The following is an 18,976-nucleotide window of genomic DNA, read 5'->3' on the forward strand; positions in this document are numbered from 1 at the left end:
TTTAAAAACCTTCCCGGCAATAGAGAAAAAGGCTGGAGGCTCAGCGCCTCCTCCTGAGGAGAAGGGGAACCACCACGAGGCTGACTATCAAAGCCGGACCGCAGATACTGCCACCGCTCTTTTTACTGACGGTATACTGGAACTCCACTTTCGTGGGCACTTTGGCCATCATCGAGGAGTAATCTTTGGTTTCCATCCCATAGCGGATGAAGACCTGGCTCCTTATGACTATCTCGCGGTCGCTGAGCTTCTCAACGGTCATGATCACTTTACTGCCGTTGGCCTCGATGTCTATGTTTGAGGGTATCTTCGTGAATTTCGCCCCATCAGGGAGCTTTATCCTCGTTGTGACGGTCTGGTTTATCTCTGCCTCAATGCGGTTGAGGCTCTGTATCCCGCCGAGGCCGAGGGTCGGGTCGTAGGTGTAGGTGTAGACCCCGTTTGAGTACTTGGTGTAGTTGGTCAGCACCCAGTTGAGTTTCACGATGAGCGGTCCGGGGGATTTGACGTTCAGGAGCTTGATGTTCCAACTCTTTATCCCAATGCCCTGCTCCTGGAAGCTCTTGGCATAGCTTTGATATATCGACTGTATGACTTTCTCCTCGCCCTGGTAGGCGACCTGCATTTTAAGGTAGTTTATGTACTCCTGTGGCTGTATGTACTCCTGGCTCGTGTTCATAATGGTGACGGCGTTGCCCACGGTGATGTTGTTCTCCACGTTGAGGATCCACTTCGTATAGTTCCCCTCACTTCCCTTCCTGCCAGTGTACTGGATTATAAAAGCCCTCGGCTGGCCGTAAATGGCCTGAATATCGGCCATCGTAACACCCTTGGCGAAGTGGATGCGTGAGTGTATCTTCACCGTATCTCCCTCAACGGAGGTCTGGATGAGGACGTAGCTTCCATTGGACTGCTTTTTGTAGGAGGGTGGAACCTCTTTTATTTTGGCTCCCTGTGGGAGCTGAATCACATAGTAGTTGTCGAAATCAAAGCTCTGGTTGAATTTTGTAGGGTTTATGCCCGCGAGGTCAGCAGTTCTCAAAAGATCGAGGTTTATCTCCCAGACGTTGCCGTAGGTGTAGTAGCGCGCGACGTTGAGTGCCCTTCCGCTCACTATGCTGACGAGCGGGCCTGTGGTGTTGTAGCCTTCGATTCTACCCGTGGCGTTCTCAAGTGTTATCCCTTTCTTAGAAAGGGCCTGGACCTCCTGCTGGATGAACATCCTGGTGGCGTTCTCGATTCCCATCTGGACTATGCTTTCCTTCGTCTTGTTCAAAAGCTCCGGCGGCCCGTAGAACGTCGTGATGAACGTGATGTTGGCGGAGCCATCCCACGAAACCACGTAGTGTTCCTCAAGCTTCTCCGAATAGCCATTATAGCCGCTCTCACCAGCGACGAAGCCGGGGAGAATGGCTAAGAGAAGGATAGCCAGTAGAGCAAACGCAAATTTTTTCATCAAACCAACCTCCGATAGCACTGCTCCTAGATGGAGGGAGGGTATTTAACTTTATCCCCGGAAGAGGAAAGGACGCGAAATATGAAAAGGCAGAAAAGCTCACCCTCTCCACGTGGACTCATCGAGTTCTCCTTCTGTCTTTGCGACTATTGTCGTTCCAGTAAGGTCGCCGGTGACGTTAACCATAGTCCTGCCCATGTCGAGTATTGCATCGATTCCGAGTATCATGGCGTACGCCAAAGCCACAGGGCTTCTAGGAGTGAGGTCGAGGCCGACGCTCTGGAGAACCATCGCGAGCATTATCGCTCCGGCTCCCGGAACTCCGGCGGTCCCAATGGAGGCCAGAACGGCGGTTAGAACGACGATGAGTTGCTGGCTCGGTGTGAGTGAGTGACCAATTGCATTGGCGACAAAGAGCACCGTGACACCCTGGTAGAGGGCCGTTCCATCCATATTTATCGTCGCACCGAGCGGGAGCGTGAAAGAGAATATTCCCCTGTCGATGCCCATCTCCTCCTCAGCGATGCGCATTGTAACAGGTAGGGTTCCGCTTGAACTCCTCGTGACAAAGGCTGTGAGCATCGCGTCCTTGGCCTTCCTGAGGAACTTGAGGGGTTCAATGCCAAAGCCCTTGAGTAGGACGAAGTAGACGAGGAGTATCTGCAGTGTTAGCCCCACGTAGACCGCCAGGACAACCTTGGCGAGAGGCCCGATGACCTTTACACCCTGCTCTGCCATGACATAGGAGAGGAGGGCAAAGACACCGATGGAAGCGTACTGCATCACTCCTGCAACTATGAGATACATTGCCTCTGCGAGGCCGTCGAAGGCCCTGAGGAGCGTTGTTCCAGCGGCTTTAAGCCTTTCATCTTTCCTGTTTATTAGATAGGTCAGCGCTATACCCAGGATTATGGCGAAGAATATCACTGGCAGAACCTCACCTTTGGCGAGGGAGGTGAAGGGGTTTGTCGGCACTATGTTGAGGAGCGTTTGGACCAGCGAGGGCTGTGTTGTCTGTATTGCTTTACCCTCACCGTTTCCGAGGCTCACCCCAGTCCCGACGCGAAAGAGGTTACCCATGAAGAGGCCGAAGAAAACCGCAAAGGCTGACGTGAGCAGGTAGTAAACCACTATCTTGACGCCTACCCTGCCGAGCCTCGCCGGGCTTATACTGGCCGCTCCGACGACGAGTGAGGCTAGGACTACCGGCATCACTAACATCTTCAGTAGTCTGACAAAGAGGTCACCGAGGGGTTTGACATAGGTCTTCACAAAGCCGGCGTAGCCGAGGTAACCCATAACAAGGCCAAAGACGGCACCCAGGATAAGTCCCCAGAGTACCTTCCACAGAACAGGGTAGTCCAAGTATCTTCTGAGAAGCCCCATTGATAACACCTCCGTGTTTGAATGACAGTAAAGAAGGCTTGATATGGTTGTTATATTAACTTTCTGCAAAAAATCTTGATGAAATGACAAAAATCCGCGATTAAATATGCTCGACAAACCTCAGCGACACATCCCCATAGACCACTCGTCTCAGCCCAGAGGAGGTTTCAAGGAGGAGCGAGCCGTCGTCGAGGATATCAATGGCTCTTCCGATCAGCTCTCCTTCATCCTGGATCACCCTAACGGTTCCCCCGAGGATGAATGTTTTCTCACGGACCTTTCCCATCAGCAGGTCTGGCCTCTCAAGGAAGACCCTGTACCAGCCGCTGATGTGGGGGAGGAGCCTCTCAAGAACCCTTTCAGGGGGGATTTTCGTTCCAAGAAGTTCAAACATTGAAACGGCGCTCTCCCGGAGTTCTTCGGGTACCAGGTTGTTCACGTTGATACCTATCCCGAGGACGACGTATTCACTGCCCTTCCCCTCCGTCAGGATTCCCGCTATCTTCTTTCCAGCAGCCCAGACATCGTTTGGCCATTTGATCCCGGAGGAGATTCCAAAGTCGGCGAGCATATCAACAACGGCCAGAGCACCGACGAAGACCAGCCTGGGATCCACCCTGCCGGGTTTCAGGATGACGCTGAGCCAGAGGCCACCCTTAGGTGAGGCCCAGGAACGGCCCTTCCTGCCCTTCCCTGCGATCTGACGCCTTGCAACTACAACGGTTCCCTCGGGGGAGGTCTCAGCAATGCGCTTGGCGTACTCGTTTGTGGAGTCGACCTCTTCGAGACGGATGATTTGCCACTCGATTTTCCTAAAATTGTCTCCCATGCATCCCACCGGGAAAATTTGGGTGAACCCCTTAAAGCCCCTCCGTCCAAAAACCTTAAATCCTTTAAAGAATATATCACCCACGGTGAATATTATGGATGCATATCAGAGCGTCGGTATTAGGAGGAGACTTAGGCGGTTCTTCCGCAGGGATGGGAGGGCCTTGATATTCGCGATGGATCACGGCTTTGAGCACGGGCCGACCGATTTTGAAGAGCACTGGGAGCACGTTAACCCAAAGATAACCATAAGGAAAGTCGTTAGGGCAGGCATAAACGGCGTCATGATGCTACCCGGCGTGGCCCGACTGGCCGCCGATGAGTTGAAGCCAAACACTGGCCTGATGGTTAAACTCACCAGCAAGACCAACCTAAGACCAAAGGATGATCAGCTTCTACAGAGCCAGCTGGGTTACGTTGAGGACGCGGTAAAGCTCGGCGCCGATGCGGTAGCGGCCACCGTCTACTGGGGTTCCCCACAGGAAGACGTCATGATGCGCCAGTTCGCTGAGATAGCGAGCTACACCCATGACCTGGGCTTCCCAGTGGTTCAGTTCGCCTATCCGCGCGGCCCCTATATCACCGAGAAGTACGGCAGGAAGGAGGACTACCGCGTCGTTATGTATGGGGCAAGGGCGGCCGTCGAGAGTGGAGCGGACATGATAAAGACCTACTGGACCGGCTCTAGGGAGACCTTTGCCAAGGTCGTCGATGCCGCCGCTGGAGTTCCCGTTCTCCTCAGTGGTGGGTCGAAGGCAGAGAATCCCGTTGACTTCCTCAAGCTCGTCTGGGAGGTCATTGAGGCGGGCGGTTCTGGGGCCGTCGTTGGCAGGAACATCTTCCAGCGCGAGAATCCAGAGCCGTTCATAAAAGCCCTCCTTAAGGTCGTTCACAGGAACGAGGATCCGGAGGAAGCTGCGAGGGCAGAGGGACTACTCTGATTTCGTCGACTGTCTAACCTCTCTTCTTTTTACGTCGTAAGACTTTTAAAAGCCTCCGTTCTTTACCCGGCTAAGGGTGATGGAAATGGCACAGGTCGAGATAATAGATACCACATTCAGGGACGCTCACCAGTCGCTCATAGCAACGCGCCTCCAGATGGAGGACATGCTGGCTATAGCCGAGAAGATGGACAGGATAGGCTTCTACTCGATGGAAGTCTGGGGAGGGGCAACCTTCGACGTTTGCATCCGCTATCTCAACGAAGACCCATGGGAGAGGCTCAGGCTCCTTAGAGAGCACATAACGAAGACCAAGTTCCAAATGCTCCTCCGCGGTCAGAACGTCGTCGGTTACAGGCACTACCCAGATGACGTCGTTGAGCGCTTTGTAGAGCTGGCCCACAGGAACGGGATAGACATATTCAGGGTCTTTGATGCCCTCAACGACGTGAGAAACATGGAAGTGGCAATAAGAAAGGCCAAAGGGGTCGGTGCTGAAGTCCAGGGGGCCATAGCCTACACGACCGGCGAGGTCTTCACGCTCGAGTACTACATGCGGAAGGTTGAGGAACTCCTGAAGCTGGACGTGGACGTTATAACGATAAAGGATATGGCCGGTCTTTTAACCCCCTGGAGGGCCTATGAGCTGGTCAGCGAGATAAAGGAAACCTACGGTGTTCCCGTCAACGTCCACACCCACTCGACGACCGGGATGGCGGTCGCGACCTATCTCAAAGCGGTGGAAGCCGGGGCGGACTTCATAGACACCGCCATAAGCCCGCTCGCCTTCGGAACCGCTCAACCTGGGGTACAGACGATATGGCATGCCCTGCCGGAGGCCGTCGGTTCCCACCTTGACCGAGAGCTAATACATGAGGTCTCACGTTACCTCAAAAAACTGCTTGACGAGAAGTACTCTGGCTTACTCCACAAGGAAACACTCATGGTCAATCCTTACGTTCTCAAGTACCAGGTTCCCGGTGGAATGTACTCCAACCTCATAAGCCAGCTGAGGGAGATGAGAGCCTTAGAAAGACTCCAGGAGGTTCTTGAGGAGATACCGCATGTTAGGGCTGACTTGGGCTGGCCCCCGCTGGTCACTCCCACAAGCCAGATAGTCGGAACCCAGGCAGTCCTCAACGTCCTCTTCGGTAGGTACGAGAGGATAACTGAAGAGGTCAAGAACTACATCAAGGGTCTCTACGGCAGGCCGCCGGCGCAGATAAACCCGGAGCTTAAAAAGCGCGTCCTCGGCGACAAGGAGCCGATTACTGAGAGGCCCGGCGAACTCCTCAAGCCTGCCCTTGATAACTGCCGGAAAGAACTTGAGGAGCTTGGAATCGAGGGGGATGAGGATGTTTTAACTTACTGCCTCTTCCCGCAGATTGCGAAGGAGTTCTTTGAGAGGAGAAAAGGTGGAAGGAAGACCCCAAAGATGCCACCAACAGCCCAGAAACTCAAACTTTACGTTAACGGCGTTGAGTTTGAAGTCGGCCTTGAGGGAGTCGATTTAAGCGCGCTTAAATACCTACCCCAGATGGCAGGTTCAACTCAAACTTCCCCAGCGATGCCTCAGTTTTCTGGTTTGGGTGTTCCGGCCGCTGCTTCTTCTCCAGTATCGGCTCCAGTTGCCCCAGCCACTCCAGCAACCTCAACACCCGCTCCAGCGGGAGAGGGTGTTGTTACGTCCCCAATGCCGGGTAAAATTCTAAAAATCCTCGTTAAAGAGGGTGAAGAGGTTAAAACCGGTCAAGGATTAATAATCCTAGAAGCAATGAAAATGGAGAACGAAATCCCATCACCAAGAAACGGGACAGTAAAGAAAATCCTCGTCAAAGAAGGCGACACAGTCGACACCAGACAACCACTAATCGAACTTGAATAACTTTCTTATATCCCCTAATTTCCCTAACTATCATAGAATAATGTTTGTTTTACATTGTACGCTAAAGTTCTTCCTTCTATGCGGCGACCTGAGACGGAGGTAGGTTAAATAACCGAAAGGCATTTATAGTTTTATGGGTTAACATGTGCGAGTTTGTCTGGAGGTGTACAATATGGCAACCTATTCGGGGGTTATAGTAGTAATAGCGGCTTTGCTGTACCTATTTTTCTACTTCACATACGGCAAGGCCGTCCAGAACAAGATTGTTAGGGTAAACCCCAACAGACCAACACCTGCCCACAAGTTTTACGACGGCGTTGATTACGTTCCAGCCCACCCACTTGTCCTCTACGGACATCACTTTGCATCAATAGCCGGTGCAGGCCCCATAGTGGGTCCGGCCCTCGCAATGGCATGGGGCTGGCTTCCGGGACTACTATGGGTCTGGTTCGGAAACGCCTTCATTGGTGCAATACACGACTATCTCTCCCTCATGTCATCGGTTCGCTATGATGGCAAGTCGGTCCAGTGGATCGCAGGGAGACTGATGAGCAAGAGAACCGGGGCCGCCTTTGAGGTGTATATATGGTTCGCACTGGTTCTCGTTATAGCTGCCTTCACGGCGGTTATAGCGGGGATATTTCAAAAGGTTCCACAGGCGGCATCGGCGGCACTGCTCTTCATGGCCTTCGGTATCTTACTGGGAATACTCATGTACAAGGTTCGCATAGACTTCAGGTTATCCACTGTCCTGGCAATAATATTCATGCTCCTCTCAGTGTGGCTGGGGTTTGAATTCCCGGTCACCTTTAGCTTCCATGAATGGGCGATATTCCTGCTGGTCTACATCGTAATAGCGTCCTCGATACCCGTGTGGATACTCCTGCAGCCCAGGGATTACCTGAACGCTTACCTCCTCTGGCTTGGGTTAATAGCCGGTATAATAGCGTTCATAGCAATAGGCGGAAGCGGGAGGTTCACAGCACCGGCCTTCACAACGTGGAGTGCCAACGTGATAGGTGGAAAGGCCTCGCCGTTCTGGCCCACCATCCCCCTGGTGATAGCCTGTGGATCCCTCAGCGGCTTCCATTCAATCGTCAGCTCGGGAACCTCAAGCAAACAGCTTGACAACGAGATACACGGCCTCATGATCGGATGGGGTGGCATGTTCACCGAGGGATTCCTCTCCACGATAGTTATAGCCGCCATAGCCGTCTACGGGTTCCAAGTGTTCTCTGATGCTGGAATCCACATAACGAGTGCAACATGGGGAAGCACGTACGCCCATCTGGTGGCCAGTAAGGTGGGAAAGGTAACAATATTCGCTAAGAGCTACGGTTATGCCCTGAACAACGCGCTCGGCATAAACACCACGGTAGGGACGACCTTTGCAAGCCTTTGGGTTGCAGCTTTTGCCCTCACGACCCTGGATACGGCCACGAGGCTCGGGAGGTACGCATGGCAGGAGATATTCGGAATGTTCACGGATACCAGCAAGGGCTTCTTCAAGGGAATAACCAACAAGTGGATTTCCTCGATAATCCTAGCGGTTTTCGGTGTTGCACTCGCCTGGGGCAACCAGTGGCTCATCCTCTGGCCGGCCTTCAGCGGTATGAACCAGATGCTGGCATCAATAGCGCTTATGACAGTGGCCCTGTGGGTTAGTAAGGTTCAGAGAGCAGGAAAATGGAAGTGGGCAGTGGTTGTGCCCGCACTGTTCCTCTGGATAACCGTCACCCTGGCCCTAATATGGTTCCTGATAGCGGTAGTGCCAGGGATATCAAGCGCTCTGACTATGTACTCGGTAGGGTTCATAACCCTTGTAGGACTCGCCCTCAATTTCATGCTGGCCTGGGAGTTCTGGCTGGCATGGAAGAGGCCAGAGGAAGAGTATGTCACCCCCACGGCAGCGTGATTGTCTTTAACTTTTTCCATTTTTTGTTTGCTGGAGGTGTTGGAATTGTCCAAGGCAGAGAAGATCAAAAAATTTAGAGATTTCTTCCAGGGGATGATGGAATCTTTTAAGGACCAGTCAACCGGTTATATAGAGTTCGAGACAAGAGAGCTTGAAAACGTTTTTGCCCTTCTGATAATGGGTTCCTTTGTTGGAATACCCTCCCCCCCGACCACCCTGGTCATAAGACTCATGCCCCACATGGTAAGGGAGGTGTACGTTATGCAGGCGCGGGCCGCAGATATGGACGATATATTCGGTGAGATAACCAGCATGTTTGATATAGACTGATAGGTGGGTGTGGAGGTGGTAACATGGATCATGACGACAAACCGGAGGTAAGGGAGTTTCTGATACCCAAGAAAAAGTTCCGGGTCATCTTTTTCATCGGAAAGGGAGGCGTTGGAAAAACAACAAGCTCAGCCGCGACCGCTTTGGCCCTTGCCAGGATGGGTTATAAAACCCTAATCGTCTCCATAGACCCGGCCCACAACCTGGGCGACGTCTTCATGAAGGAGTTGAGTGATAAGCCAAGGGAGATAGGCGAGAACCTCTACGCAAGTGAGCTTGACATGAAAAAACTGATAACCTCCTACCTGAAAAGGCTTGAGGAGAGCATGAAGCACATGTACCGTTACCTCACCGTCATAAATCTGGAGAAGTATTTTGAGGTTCTAAGTTTCTCCCCGGGGATCGAGGAGTACGCGACGCTTGAAGCGATAAGGGAGATACTGAACAGCGGCAAAGACTGGGACGTCATAGTTTTCGACACCCCTCCAACGGGCCTCACGTTAAGGGTCCTCGCGCTCCCCAGTATATCACTGATATGGACAGATAAACTGATAGAACTAAGAAGGAAGATCCTTGAGAGAAGACGCGCCATCTCAAACATAAAAGGGAAACAGGAGTTTAAGATAGAGGGAAAGACCTTTGTACTGCCAACGGAGGAGGAAAACGACGAGGTGATGAAGGAGCTTAAGGCTTACAGGAAGGAGGTGGAGTCTGTAAACACCATGATAACGGACCCCGATGTAACATCGGTGGTTGGAGTGATGAACCCTGAGATGCTCCCGCTGTACGAGACGGAGAGGGCATACGAGAGCCTTAGGAAGTTTAATGTACCATTCAACCTGATAGTCATGAACAAGATGATGGAACTGCAACCGGAGATACCGGAACTTAAGGTTAAGATAGACTCCCAGAAAAAGGTTCTGGAGGAGGTTGACGAGAAATTTAAGAACGTTGAAGTCGTGAAGATACCATTCCTGCCAAGGGAACCCCGGGGATTCAATGAGCTTGAGGTAATCGGGAAATACGTGGTGGGGATGACTTAAGTATGAACACAGGGCTCCTCTTCACAGTCATCCTGGTACTGGCGGGCATCGCTTCCCTTCAGTTCTACAGGGGAAGAAAGCTAAACCTGATGCTTATGGAGCACTACATAAAGGTGATAAAAGGCATCGTTAAGCCCGAGGACGAGAACTATGTATGGCTGGGAGGATACATAGGTTTCAGGGCTGACTACAAGGTGAACAGAGAGAACATCAAAAAGTTCGAGTTCACCCTCACGCTTCTTCCGAGGCAGAGTCTCCTCTACTTTCCGGTATCCCTTGTGACCAGCAGGCACGACAAGCTTTACGTGGTAATCCGACCGTTCAACAACATAAGACGTGAGGCCCACCTTATTCAGAAGGGATACTACAGGCTAAGGCCGGACATTGAGAACGAGCCTCTCCTCCAAAAGGAGGATGTTGAGATAGCAGGCAAGACCTACGAGGCGCTCTTCGAGAAAAGACGCGATGTGGAAAAGCTCAAATCGCTCATCGAGGGTATGTCAGAGCCCCATAACATAAAGCACGTTGCTTTAACACCCAAGACTAATGTGTTCTACGTCCAGATGAAGCCTGAGCCGGAAACCATAAGTGAGGACGTGAAAAAGCTGGTGGAGTTCACCAACGGGGAGATAACGGAAAGCCCCTTCTCCTCATGATTTTTCCAGTAAGGTTTTTATCTGTGGAACTCCAAGTTATACTTGGTGATACCCTTGGTTAACATCCGCCTTAAGGTCGGGCCGAAGGGCCAGATAGTCATTCCGAAGGTTTTCAGGGAGGCCTACGGCATAAAGGAAGGTGGTGAAGTCATAGTCGAGCCAGGAGAGAAGGGGCTGTTGATAAGAGGACCCATTAAAGGTGAGGAACTCATCAGAAAGATAAGGGAAGAGAGGAAAAAAATAAACGCAAAGAAAAAACCGAAGCCGGGAGAGCTTAAGGGAATCAGCCTCGAAGATGAATTCGACGAGACCTGGGGGATCGGTGGATGAAGCTTTTCCTGGACACAAACCTCTTCGTTTATCTGACCCTTGGAAGCAGTGATCCTGGTTATGAGAGCTCGATAGACGGTTTCTATTCAAAACTGGTGGAGGAAAACGGGCTTTACACCGACGTGCTGGTTCTCGATGAGTTCATCCACGTCCTGCGGAGAAAATACGGCGTTCCCTACGAAAGGTCAATAAACCTCGCCGACGAGATGATTCTTCCGGTTGTCAAGGTTCTTCCGCTGACTTTTCTCGACTACCTCACCGCCAAAGAGATCATCCCCAGATACAACCTCAAGCCCTCGGATGCACTCCACGTCGCCACGATCCAGAACAACGGCCTTCAGGCGATTGTAAGTGAGGATGAGGAATTCGATAGGCTTCCTCTCAAAAGACTCTGGCTGGAGGGTTGATTATGGAGGTCTACAAATCCAAGTCTGGAACCCCTGAGAGGGGCTGGGTCGTTTTGGTGCATGGCCTCGGAGAGCACAGCGGGCGATATGAGAAGCTTATAGAGATGCTCAATGGGGCAGGCTTCGCCGTCTATGTCTTTGACTGGCCCGGCCACGGCAGGAGTCCCGGAAAGAGAGGACACGCGACAGTAGAGCAGGCTATGGAAATAATTGATTCCATAATTGAAGAGATAAGTGAAAATGTGTTTCTTTTCGGTCACAGCCTCGGTGGCTTAACGGTCATCCGCTACGCAGAAACAAGGCCCGGCAAAATAAGGGGCGTCGTGGCTTCTTCACCTGCCCTCGCGAAGAGTCCTGAAACGCTAGGCTTCATGGTCACTTTGGCAAAGTTCCTTGGAAGGATTGCACCGGGGTTAACCCTCTCCAATGGCATAAAGCCAGAGCTACTCTCCAGGAATCCGGAGGCGGTCAAAGCCTACGTGGAAGACCCCCTAGTCCACGATAGAATCTCTACAAAACTTGGGAGGAGCATCTTCGAGAACATGGAGCTTGCACACAGGGAGGCTGAAAGAATAACCTCCCCGGTTCTCATCCTCATTGGAACGGGAGACGTGATAACACCACCAGAGGGTTCAAGGAGACTCTTTGAGGGGCTTACGGTAACGGACAAAACGCTGAGGGAGTTTCCCGGAGCGTACCACGAAATCTTTGAGGATCCCGAATGGGGAGAAGAGTTCCACAAAGCTATTGTGAAGTGGCTCACGACACATTCCCGGGAGGCCTGAAATGGGATCAAAAGGAGAGCATCTCTTCCAGGTTTCCGGCTTCATCTCACTACTGGCCGTCCCCTGGTTCGGAACAACGTGGCTCATCTACACAGCCCTCGTTGCCCTCCATCGCTTTCGAGAGAGGGTGTGGCGGTTCTATGGCCAGGGAATGCTGGCAAAATATCTGACTGTGGGTATGGCCTCCGCTTACCTCACGGAGGTTCTCGCGATAGTGGACAACCTGAAGCGGCCTCCAGGGGAGAGGGCCCTCTTCAATCCAAACCCTCTGACTGACCTGTACCTGGCGTTCGCTTATTATCTTCCCTTCATCCTGTTCTGGGGCCTCGCGGTGAGGAGGTACAACTACTCCTGGCGGGAGGTCTTCCTCATAGGGGGAGCGACCGGCATCCTGATGGAGCAGAGCGGAGCAGTCTTCCTCTCGATGAATCTCCTCGCCTGGCTCTACGTCCTGCTCGTCTACGGCTCCTATAAGGCCATTCCAGTGCTCGTTGCAGAGGACTGTTTGAAAAAGAGGGAGCGAAGGGAGCTGGGGGCATGGAAAAAGGTCGCCCTGGGCCTGCTGGTGGAGTTTGCAGCGTTCCTCTCGGCAGAACTTTTGCTGTGGATTTTCAAAGGAATTGGGGGAATTAGATAACCTCCCTTCTGTCTATAATGTGCCCCAGCTCCGGGCCTGTTTTAATAAGCCCGACGGGTACTCCAACGTGCTCCTCTATCTCCTCAACGAACTCCTTCGCCTTTTTGGGAAGTTTGTCGTAGTCTGTAACCCCAAAGGCATCCCCCTCGTACTTGTCGAGCATGGTAAGGGCTATCATCGTCGCCCCGTTGAGCCTCACTGAGTAGCGCGCGAACTCAAAATCGAACCGGCCAACACGCCTCCTCCTGCCGGTGACGGTTCCATACTCGACCAGCCCCATGCGCTCGGCTTCCTCATGGTTCATCTCGGTCGGAAACGGACCTGCACCAACCCTAGTCGGGAAACTCTTAAAAACCACGATGACGTCGTCCACTCTCGTCGGGCCTATCCCAACGTCGCTCGCTATGGCCGACGCAGTAGTGTCCTTTGAGGTAACGTAGGGGTAAGTGCCGTAGTAGAGGCTCAACCCGAAGCCCTGCGTTCCCTCAACGAGCACGAGCTTACCCTCATCCAGGGCATCGTTGACCTCTCCAGCGACGTCCGTTAGATAAGGTCCAAGCTCCTTGACGTCCCTTGCAAGCTTTGCCCTCCGCATCACCCTGTCCGCGTTTGCAGGCCCGCAGCCGCTTCCGGTGGTGCCTATCTTCCCGTGGAGATAGCCGTTTGTCCTGTCAAGTTCTTTATGTTTCTCCTCGATTATCGCACAGCGGTGATCGATGCCGACTCTACCGGCGACGTTGAAGTCTTTAAGGTGCTCAAGCTCATGGAAAAAGACCCCGGGGTCAACGAGAACACCTGCCCCAACGAGAAGCCTCGCCTCAGTCTGGATGAAGCCCGTCGGAAGCTGTCTGACCGCGTACTTCCGGCCATTTATAAAAACGCTGTGACCCGCGTTCGTCCCGACGCCGCCGCGGGCTATCACATCCGGTTTATCCTTCAGGGCGAGGTAGGCCACTACTGACCCCTTACCCTCATCCCCCCATTGACCACCAACAACGATATAGCTCGGCATGGCTCTTTACCCATATTTAAGTCAAATTGGTGTTTATAATGGTTTCTATTTAACACAAAAATGTTAAAAAATTTATGAAAGAGTCCTCACTACAAACGCGAGCAGATCCGTCAGTTCCCCAGCCCTTGTTTCAGGGGAAGCGCCCATATGACCACTTTTCGTTTCCACGCGCAGGTAAACCGACGCCCCTGCTTCCTTCATCTTCATGAAGAACTTGAAGGCGTGGGCGGGATGAACTCTATCGTCGTGGAGGCCGGTATATACGAGTGTCGGTGGGTAGCTCTTGGGCTTAACGTTGTGGTAAGGACTGTACTTGAGCAGGAACTCCCTGTCCTTAGAGTCATCGGGGTTTCCATATTCAGGAACCCAAACGCCTCCGATGTAGAGTTTATGAAACCTCAGCATGTCAATGACGGGGTAGCCTATCAGAGCGGAATCCATTACCTCCGGTCTCTGGCTGAGCGTTGCCGAAACCAGAAGCCCGCCATTGCTCCTTCCCCATGCGGCCACTTTGTAACCTTCACCCTTGAGCTTGCTCAGAACCGCTATGAAGTCGTCGAAGACGTTTTGTTTGTTCTCTCTCATTCCAGCGCGATGCCACTCCTCACCGTACTCGGAACCACCGCGAAGATTGGCCATCGCAAAGCTTCCACCGTGCCTGATAAACGGGATAACCTGGGGGAAGAACCTCGGCGTGAGTGAGATGTTGAAGCCGCCGTAGCCGAAGACCCAGACCCTCTTGTTATCCTCTTTGCCCTTCACGTGGAAGTAGTGTATCCTTGTGCCGTCCTTTGAAACTGCAAAATCCTCTTCAACCCTAAAATCGCCTTCAACCTCCTGCTTTTCGACGAGCTTAAGCTTTCCGTCGAACTCGTAGAGGAGATATGGAATGGTGAAGCTCTCGTAGCGAAGGAGAACCCTCTTCCCGTCGGTGTCGAGCGGGTAGACGCTTCCCGGGAGGTCAAAGGTTATCTCGTTGAGCTTCTCTCCTTCGAGCGAGTAAATCTCAATCCCATGGCTCGCGTGTACGAGCCTGCCAGCGAGGATTCTATCCCCTGCTATTACGGCCCACTCCAGCGGAAATTCCCCCTCGGCTATTACCTTGGTGACGTTCTCACCCCCGACCGCCACCACCTTTCCGAGGCCCTTTCCTTCCCTTGTGAGGATGTAGAGCTTCCCGTTAACAACATCAATAGGCTCCGCAGGCACTTTGGCAGAGTAGACCTTCTCCCACCGCTTCGGTGCATCTATCGGCCCGATGTAGATTTCAGCGCTGTTCCAGCCGAATGTAACGGTGAGCATCGCCCACTTCCCGTCCATGCTCTTTCTCAGCGAGACGAAGTAACCCGAGCCAAGGCCCTCTCCGAAGACCATCCTCTCGCCATTCCCGTCCCTGAAGAAGAGCCTTACGGCAGGTGACTTAACCCCGTCCGGCGTTTCTCCGTGCCTGTAAAACCTGCTGAAGTAGTAACCATTCTTGGTGAAGACTACATTACGGATGGAGGGCTTGAACTCCTCTATGACTCTGCCGGTTTCGAGGTTAACTATCCTCGTTATGCCCTCATCAGCACCACCGATTGAGAAACTGTAAGTGAGCATTTTTCCCGATTTGTCAGCTGTGAACCCCTGCAGTAGAACCTCATCGTCGAGTTCTTTCTCAAGTTCCTTTGAGTCCACTATAACCCCCCCACCGAGCCACCTAATAATCTGTCTATCTCTCTCCTTGTACATTGCCAGAACGCCTTTCTCGGTGAGATTGGAGCCGTAGATTACCGGCATCGAGTAGTACTTCCAGACCTCTGGAAACAGTTCGTCGCTCAGCTCCCCAACGAAACCCCTAAAGCGTTTGTTCTCCTCCTCGACGAACCTCAGAACGCGGTCATCGCTGAGGTTCTCCATCCAGACGTACGGATCCTCCATGAAAATCACCGTCTAAACGTTCGGTAGAAGGTATAAAAAGCCTTTGTTTTCCATATATAGAACAAAAAATTTAAGTTCCTGGAACAAACTTTCGTTGGTGGTGAGATGGAAGATGAGGAATATATGCATCTCGCGTTAGAACTGGCAAAGAGGGGGGAAGGCTGGGTGAATCCAAACCCGATGGTCGGAGCGGTGATAGTCAAGGACGGGGAGATAATCGGCATTGGATGGCACCAGCGCTTCGGCGAGAAGCACGCGGAGGTAAACGCCATAGAAGATGCCAAATCCAAAAGTCACGACGTCAAAGATGCTACGATGTACGTAACCCTTGAACCCTGCTCCCACTGGGGGAAGCAACCGCCCTGCTCCGACAGGATAATCAGGGAGGGCTTTAAGCGGGTTGTCGTTGCGATGGAGGACCCGAACCCCCTCGTGGCAGGCAGGGGGATAGAAAAGATGAGGAAGGCCGAGATAGAGGTTGAGGTTGGCCTTCTCAAAGATGAAGCCAAGAAGCTCAACGAGATCTTCATAAAGTACATAACGACTAGGATGCCCTTCGTATCCATCAAGCTTGCCCTGACTCTGGACGGCTTCATAGCAACTGAAAACGGTTCTTCTCAGTGGATAACCGGTGAGAAGGCCCGTGAGAGGGTTCAGGAGCTCAGGAGGAAGCACATGGCAATAATGGTTGGTTCTGGGACGGTCCTGGCCGACGACCCGAGGCTTAACTGCAGGCTTGAGAACTGTCCGCTAAAGGTTAAGGTAATCCTCGACCGCTCGGGCAGGGTGGCGGAGGAGGTGGGGAAGGGCAGGAAGTTCAGACTCTTCGAGGATGGGAGGACGATTTTCTTCACGGAGATGCCGGAGAAGTTTGAGGGCATAGCCGAAGCCTACCCGATAACCGAGCCGGGGAAAATCCTGAGAAAGCTCGGCGAGCTGGGAATAGACAGCGTTCTCGTAGAGGGCGGGAGGATAGCATGCCAGTTTTTAAGCTACGCCGACAAGTTCTACCTATTCTACGGGCCGAAGCTCTTCGGCAACGGGATTAAGCCCTTCGAGTGCCTGAAGGTTGAGGAAGCGAACAATGCGCCTCTCTTGAGGATAGACTCGATGGAAAGGCTCGGGGAGAGCTTTTTGGTCACTGCTTACTCGGGTGGTTGGAATGTTCAGCGGGATAGTTGAGGCAACCGGTAAAGCCCGTTACTCTGCCGGAAAGCTCTACGTGGAGGTTCCCTTCGATGTCAGGCCCGGCGATAGTGTGGCGGTAAACGGCGCCTGTCTGACCGTCGTGGACTTCGACGGGAGAATAGCTACCTTCGACGTCGGTGAGGAGACCCTGAGGAGGACGAACCTGAGGAAAGCTAGGGTCGTCAACCTCGAAAGGGCCATGCCGGCCAGCGGCCGCTTCGACGGGCACATAGTGACGGGCCACGTTGACGGGACGATCCGCTTCATAGCAAAGAGAACGAGCGGGAACACGACGTGGATGGCCTTCGAGATGCCACCCGAGAAGTGGGGTGTTGCAGAGAAAGGCTCTATCGCTTTGAACGGCGTCTCTCTTACGGTGGCGAGGGTAGAGAGCAACCGCTTCTGGATCCAGGTGATCCCCTACACGCTGGAGAAGACGAACCTCGGCCTCCTAAGGCCCGGCGAGAGGGTGAACTGCGAGATAGATGTCATCGCGAGGTACGTGAGGAGGATCCTCTCCACTTAATTCCATTTTTGGAACAAATTTTTAAAAGATATGGAACAAATTTGCCTCCGGGGAGGAAAAGATGAACTGGAACTCAATAAAAGAAAAAGTCCTTGATGGAAAAACCATCGTTCTCATTGACGACAGGAGGGAGTTTGAGGCCGATTTGGTTTATCCGGCCGAGATAGCTTCTCCGGAGGTTGTAAACTTCATGCTCTCGATGAAGGGCCTCCTCTGCCTCACTATGGACATGGAGGAGGCCTTGAAAAGGGGCTTCTTCCCGCTGCCGAGCAAGGAGGGGGAGACGAACTTTTTGATTCCCGTTGACTACAGGGAAAACTTCACGGGCATAACAGCTGAGGAGAGGGCTTTAACAGCTAAAAAGCTCGTCGAGGGGCTCTCGGTTGAGCACTTCAGGTATCCGGGCCATCTCCACCTCCTCGGGGGAATTGGCCTGAACAGGCGCCACGGTCACACTGAAGGCTCCCTTGAGCTCATGGAGATCCTCGGCTTTAAGAGATATGCCCTAATCGTCGAGATACTCGACGAAAAAGGCGACTCCCACAACAGGGAATATGCGCTAAAGCTCGCGGAGGAGCACGATCTTCCGGTTGTAAACATCGACGACGTATGGAAGGAGTTCGTAAAGCGGAAACAGCTGATTAAAGTTTACGCCAACGCGAGACTTCCGACCAAGTACGGCGACTTCAGGATCATAGCATTCGACAACGAGCTGGACTTCAAGGAGCATGCGGCCATAATTAAAGAGCCTTACGGAGACGTTCCGCTCGTCAGGGTTCACTCAAAGTGTCTCACTGGAGATACGCTCGCCTCTCTCAAGTGCGACTGCGGCAGCCAGCTGGCCAACTCGCTGAGGATGATAGCCCAAGAAGGGGGCATACTCCTCTACATGGACCAGGAAGGGAGGGGAATTGGCCTGAAGGAGAAGATAAAGGCCTACGAACTCCAGGACAAAGGGCTCGATACGGTGGAGGCCAATGAAGCTTTAGGTCATAAGGCCGACGAAAGGACCTACGAGGCCGCCTTCCAGATGCTCCGCACCCTTGGAGTCTCCAAGATCAGGCTCATAACCAACAACCCGGCGAAGGCCAAAGCCCTAGAGGAGTTAGGGATTGAAGTGTTGGAGATAGTTCCCGCACCAGGGGAGGTAACCGAGCATAACAGGTTCTACCTGAAGGTGAAGGAGGAGAAGCTCGGCCACAGACTCCCGATGAAAATTTAATTGTGTAATCCGATAATTAATGGATTAACGAATTCGGTGGTGGTGTTATGGAGGTTAGAACCCTTGAGGGAGGTTTCGACGGAAAGGGCCTGAGGATGGCGGTCGTAGTCGGCAGGTTCAACGACCTGCTCACAGGGGAGATGCTCGAGGGAGCGTTAGACTGCTTCAGGAGGCACAACGTTGATGCCGTTGACGTCGTTAAGGTTCCCGGTTCCTTTGAGATACCCCTGGTTGCCAAAAAGCTCGCCGAGAGCGGAAGGTACGACGTGGTTTTGGCACTTGGAGCCGTCGTCAGGGGAGAAACGAAGCACTTTGACCTTGTTGCCAACGAAGTTGCCAAGGGCGTTGCGAACGTCTCCCTCCAGACCGGCGTCCCGATTATCTTCGGCGTCATAACCGTTGAAGACGAGCTTCAGGGCCTGAATAGGGCCGGAATTAAGAGCAACAAGGGCTTCGAGTACGCCATGGCGGCGCTTGAGATGGCGAACCTGATGAAGAAACTTTAAAGT

General features: G+C 52.7%; 19 protein-coding genes. 14 read left to right on the forward strand and 5 right to left on the reverse strand.

Annotation, left to right across the window (positions count from 1 at the left end):
- Positions 1-40: 40 nt before the first annotated feature.
- The 3 genes from MV421_RS07995 to MV421_RS08005 form a co-directional block, all read right to left on the reverse strand.
- Complete coding sequence (locus MV421_RS07995; protein ID WP_297421799.1) at positions 41-1,456, reverse strand: CGP-CTERM sorting domain-containing protein; 1,416 nt, start codon at positions 1,454-1,456, stop codon at positions 41-43.
- A 99-nt stretch (positions 1,457-1,555) separates the two neighbouring features.
- Positions 1,556-2,842: a dicarboxylate/amino acid:cation symporter gene (locus MV421_RS08000; protein ID WP_297421797.1), complete on the reverse strand. Its 1,287-nt coding sequence runs from the start codon at positions 2,840-2,842 to the stop codon at positions 1,556-1,558.
- Between the two features lie 100 nt (positions 2,843-2,942).
- The gene (locus MV421_RS08005) at positions 2,943-3,671 is read right to left on the reverse strand and encodes a biotin--[acetyl-CoA-carboxylase] ligase (RefSeq protein WP_297421837.1); all 729 of its coding nucleotides are present in this window, start codon (positions 3,669-3,671) and stop codon (positions 2,943-2,945) included.
- A gap of 94 nt (positions 3,672-3,765) precedes the next feature.
- Here MV421_RS08005 and fba point away from each other — a divergent pair, with 94 nt between their 5' ends.
- The 10 genes from fba to MV421_RS08055 all read left to right on the forward strand — a co-directional run bounded on the left by fba (position 3,766) and on the right by MV421_RS08055 (position 12,599).
- A complete protein-coding gene (fba, locus tag MV421_RS08010) occupies positions 3,766-4,611 on the forward strand; it encodes a class I fructose-bisphosphate aldolase (RefSeq protein WP_297421835.1) in 846 nt (281 codons plus the stop codon).
- A gap of 85 nt (positions 4,612-4,696) precedes the next feature.
- A complete protein-coding gene (locus MV421_RS08015) occupies positions 4,697-6,496 on the forward strand; it encodes a pyruvate/oxaloacetate carboxyltransferase (RefSeq protein ID WP_297421833.1) in 1,800 nt (599 codons plus the stop codon).
- A gap of 172 nt (positions 6,497-6,668) precedes the next feature.
- Entirely contained in the window at positions 6,669-8,411 is a 1,743-nt protein-coding gene (locus MV421_RS08020; RefSeq protein WP_297421795.1) for a carbon starvation protein A, read from the forward strand.
- 93 nt (positions 8,412-8,504) lie between these two features.
- Positions 8,505-8,741 carry a hypothetical protein gene (locus tag MV421_RS08025; protein ID WP_297421832.1) on the forward strand — a complete coding sequence of 79 codons (237 nt, stop codon included), beginning with the start codon at positions 8,505-8,507 and terminating at the stop codon, positions 8,739-8,741.
- A gap of 23 nt (positions 8,742-8,764) precedes the next feature.
- On the forward strand, positions 8,765-9,784 hold the full coding sequence (locus MV421_RS08030) for an ArsA family ATPase (protein WP_297421793.1): 1,020 nt from the start codon (positions 8,765-8,767) through the stop codon (positions 9,782-9,784).
- 2 nt (positions 9,785-9,786) lie between these two features.
- On the forward strand, positions 9,787-10,440 hold the full coding sequence (locus tag MV421_RS08035) for a hypothetical protein (RefSeq protein ID WP_297421791.1): 654 nt from the start codon (positions 9,787-9,789) through the stop codon (positions 10,438-10,440).
- Between the two features lie 45 nt (positions 10,441-10,485).
- A complete protein-coding gene (locus MV421_RS08040; protein ID WP_297421789.1) occupies positions 10,486-10,770 on the forward strand; it encodes an AbrB/MazE/SpoVT family DNA-binding domain-containing protein in 285 nt (94 codons plus the stop codon).
- Positions 10,767-11,177, forward strand: a complete 411-nt coding sequence (locus MV421_RS08045; RefSeq protein WP_297421787.1) for a type II toxin-antitoxin system VapC family toxin — start codon at positions 10,767-10,769, stop codon at positions 11,175-11,177. The genes MV421_RS08040 and MV421_RS08045 overlap by 4 nt, the downstream gene beginning before the upstream one ends.
- A 2-nt stretch (positions 11,178-11,179) precedes the next feature.
- Complete coding sequence (locus MV421_RS08050; protein WP_297421785.1) at positions 11,180-11,962, forward strand: alpha/beta hydrolase; 783 nt, start codon at positions 11,180-11,182, stop codon at positions 11,960-11,962.
- A 1-nt stretch (position 11,963) separates the two neighbouring features.
- A complete protein-coding gene (locus tag MV421_RS08055) occupies positions 11,964-12,599 on the forward strand; it encodes a hypothetical protein (RefSeq protein WP_297421783.1) in 636 nt (211 codons plus the stop codon).
- Here the strand turns inward: MV421_RS08055 and MV421_RS08060 are convergent.
- Both MV421_RS08060 and MV421_RS08065 read right to left on the reverse strand, forming a co-directional pair.
- Positions 12,592-13,611, reverse strand: coding sequence for an adenylosuccinate synthetase (locus MV421_RS08060; RefSeq protein WP_297421780.1), 1,020 nt, complete (start codon positions 13,609-13,611; stop codon positions 12,592-12,594). The two genes, MV421_RS08055 and MV421_RS08060, sit on opposite strands and share 8 nt — an antisense overlap.
- A 72-nt stretch (positions 13,612-13,683) precedes the next feature.
- Entirely contained in the window at positions 13,684-15,531 is a 1,848-nt protein-coding gene (locus tag MV421_RS08065; protein ID WP_297503039.1) for a prolyl oligopeptidase family serine peptidase, read from the reverse strand.
- Positions 15,532-15,636: 105 nt separating this feature from the next.
- On the opposite strand from MV421_RS08065, the gene ribD reads away from it, so the two are divergent.
- From ribD to ribH, 4 genes are all read left to right on the forward strand, one after another.
- Positions 15,637-16,713 carry a bifunctional diaminohydroxyphosphoribosylaminopyrimidine deaminase/5-amino-6-(5-phosphoribosylamino)uracil reductase RibD gene (gene ribD, locus MV421_RS08070; RefSeq protein ID WP_297421778.1) on the forward strand — a complete coding sequence of 359 codons (1,077 nt, stop codon included), beginning with the start codon at positions 15,637-15,639 and terminating at the stop codon, positions 16,711-16,713.
- A complete protein-coding gene (locus MV421_RS08075; protein WP_297421776.1) occupies positions 16,694-17,245 on the forward strand; it encodes a riboflavin synthase in 552 nt (183 codons plus the stop codon). Before ribD ends, MV421_RS08075 begins: the two co-directional genes overlap by 20 nt.
- A gap of 61 nt (positions 17,246-17,306) precedes the next feature.
- A complete protein-coding gene (locus tag MV421_RS08080; protein ID WP_297518137.1) occupies positions 17,307-18,467 on the forward strand; it encodes a bifunctional 3,4-dihydroxy-2-butanone-4-phosphate synthase/GTP cyclohydrolase II in 1,161 nt (386 codons plus the stop codon).
- Positions 18,468-18,514: 47 nt separating this feature from the next.
- Positions 18,515-18,973 (forward strand): 6,7-dimethyl-8-ribityllumazine synthase, encoded by a 459-nt coding sequence (gene ribH / locus MV421_RS08085; protein WP_297421772.1) that lies wholly within the window; start codon positions 18,515-18,517, stop codon positions 18,971-18,973.
- Positions 18,974-18,976 lie beyond the last annotated feature (3 nt).

This window comes from Thermococcus sp., assembly GCF_027023865.1.
In the GTDB taxonomy this organism is placed as follows: domain Archaea; phylum Methanobacteriota_B; class Thermococci; order Thermococcales; family Thermococcaceae; genus Thermococcus.

Bases quoted from the DNA above. Each gene is read 5' to 3' on its own strand.
- MV421_RS08025 (WP_297421832.1), top strand. From the start codon at position 8,505: ATGATGGAATCTTTTAAGGACCAGTCAACCGGTTATATAGAGTTCGAG.
- MV421_RS08065 (WP_297503039.1), bottom strand. From the start codon at position 15,531: ATGGAGGATCCGTACGTCTGGATGGAGAACCTCAGCGATGACCGCGTT.
- MV421_RS08020 (WP_297421795.1), top strand. From the start codon at position 6,669: ATGGCAACCTATTCGGGGGTTATAGTAGTAATAGCGGCTTTGCTGTAC.
- MV421_RS07995 (WP_297421799.1), bottom strand. From the start codon at position 1,456: ATGAAAAAATTTGCGTTTGCTCTACTGGCTATCCTTCTCTTAGCCATT.
- MV421_RS08030 (WP_297421793.1), top strand. From the start codon at position 8,765: ATGGATCATGACGACAAACCGGAGGTAAGGGAGTTTCTGATACCCAAG.
- MV421_RS08060 (WP_297421780.1), bottom strand. From the start codon at position 13,611: ATGCCGAGCTATATCGTTGTTGGTGGTCAATGGGGGGATGAGGGTAAG.
- fba (WP_297421835.1), top strand. From the start codon at position 3,766: ATGGATGCATATCAGAGCGTCGGTATTAGGAGGAGACTTAGGCGGTTC.
- ribD (WP_297421778.1), top strand. From the start codon at position 15,637: ATGGAAGATGAGGAATATATGCATCTCGCGTTAGAACTGGCAAAGAGG.
- MV421_RS08050 (WP_297421785.1), top strand. From the start codon at position 11,180: ATGGAGGTCTACAAATCCAAGTCTGGAACCCCTGAGAGGGGCTGGGTC.
- MV421_RS08005 (WP_297421837.1), bottom strand. From the start codon at position 3,671: ATGGGAGACAATTTTAGGAAAATCGAGTGGCAAATCATCCGTCTCGAA.
- MV421_RS08000 (WP_297421797.1), bottom strand. From the start codon at position 2,842: ATGGGGCTTCTCAGAAGATACTTGGACTACCCTGTTCTGTGGAAGGTA.
- ribH (WP_297421772.1), top strand. From the start codon at position 18,515: ATGGAGGTTAGAACCCTTGAGGGAGGTTTCGACGGAAAGGGCCTGAGG.
- MV421_RS08055 (WP_297421783.1), top strand. From the start codon at position 11,964: ATGGGATCAAAAGGAGAGCATCTCTTCCAGGTTTCCGGCTTCATCTCA.
- MV421_RS08015 (WP_297421833.1), top strand. From the start codon at position 4,697: ATGGCACAGGTCGAGATAATAGATACCACATTCAGGGACGCTCACCAG.
- MV421_RS08075 (WP_297421776.1), top strand. From the start codon at position 16,694: ATGTTCAGCGGGATAGTTGAGGCAACCGGTAAAGCCCGTTACTCTGCC.
- MV421_RS08035 (WP_297421791.1), top strand. From the start codon at position 9,787: ATGAACACAGGGCTCCTCTTCACAGTCATCCTGGTACTGGCGGGCATC.
- MV421_RS08045 (WP_297421787.1), top strand. From the start codon at position 10,767: ATGAAGCTTTTCCTGGACACAAACCTCTTCGTTTATCTGACCCTTGGA.
- MV421_RS08080 (WP_297518137.1), top strand. From the start codon at position 17,307: ATGAACTGGAACTCAATAAAAGAAAAAGTCCTTGATGGAAAAACCATC.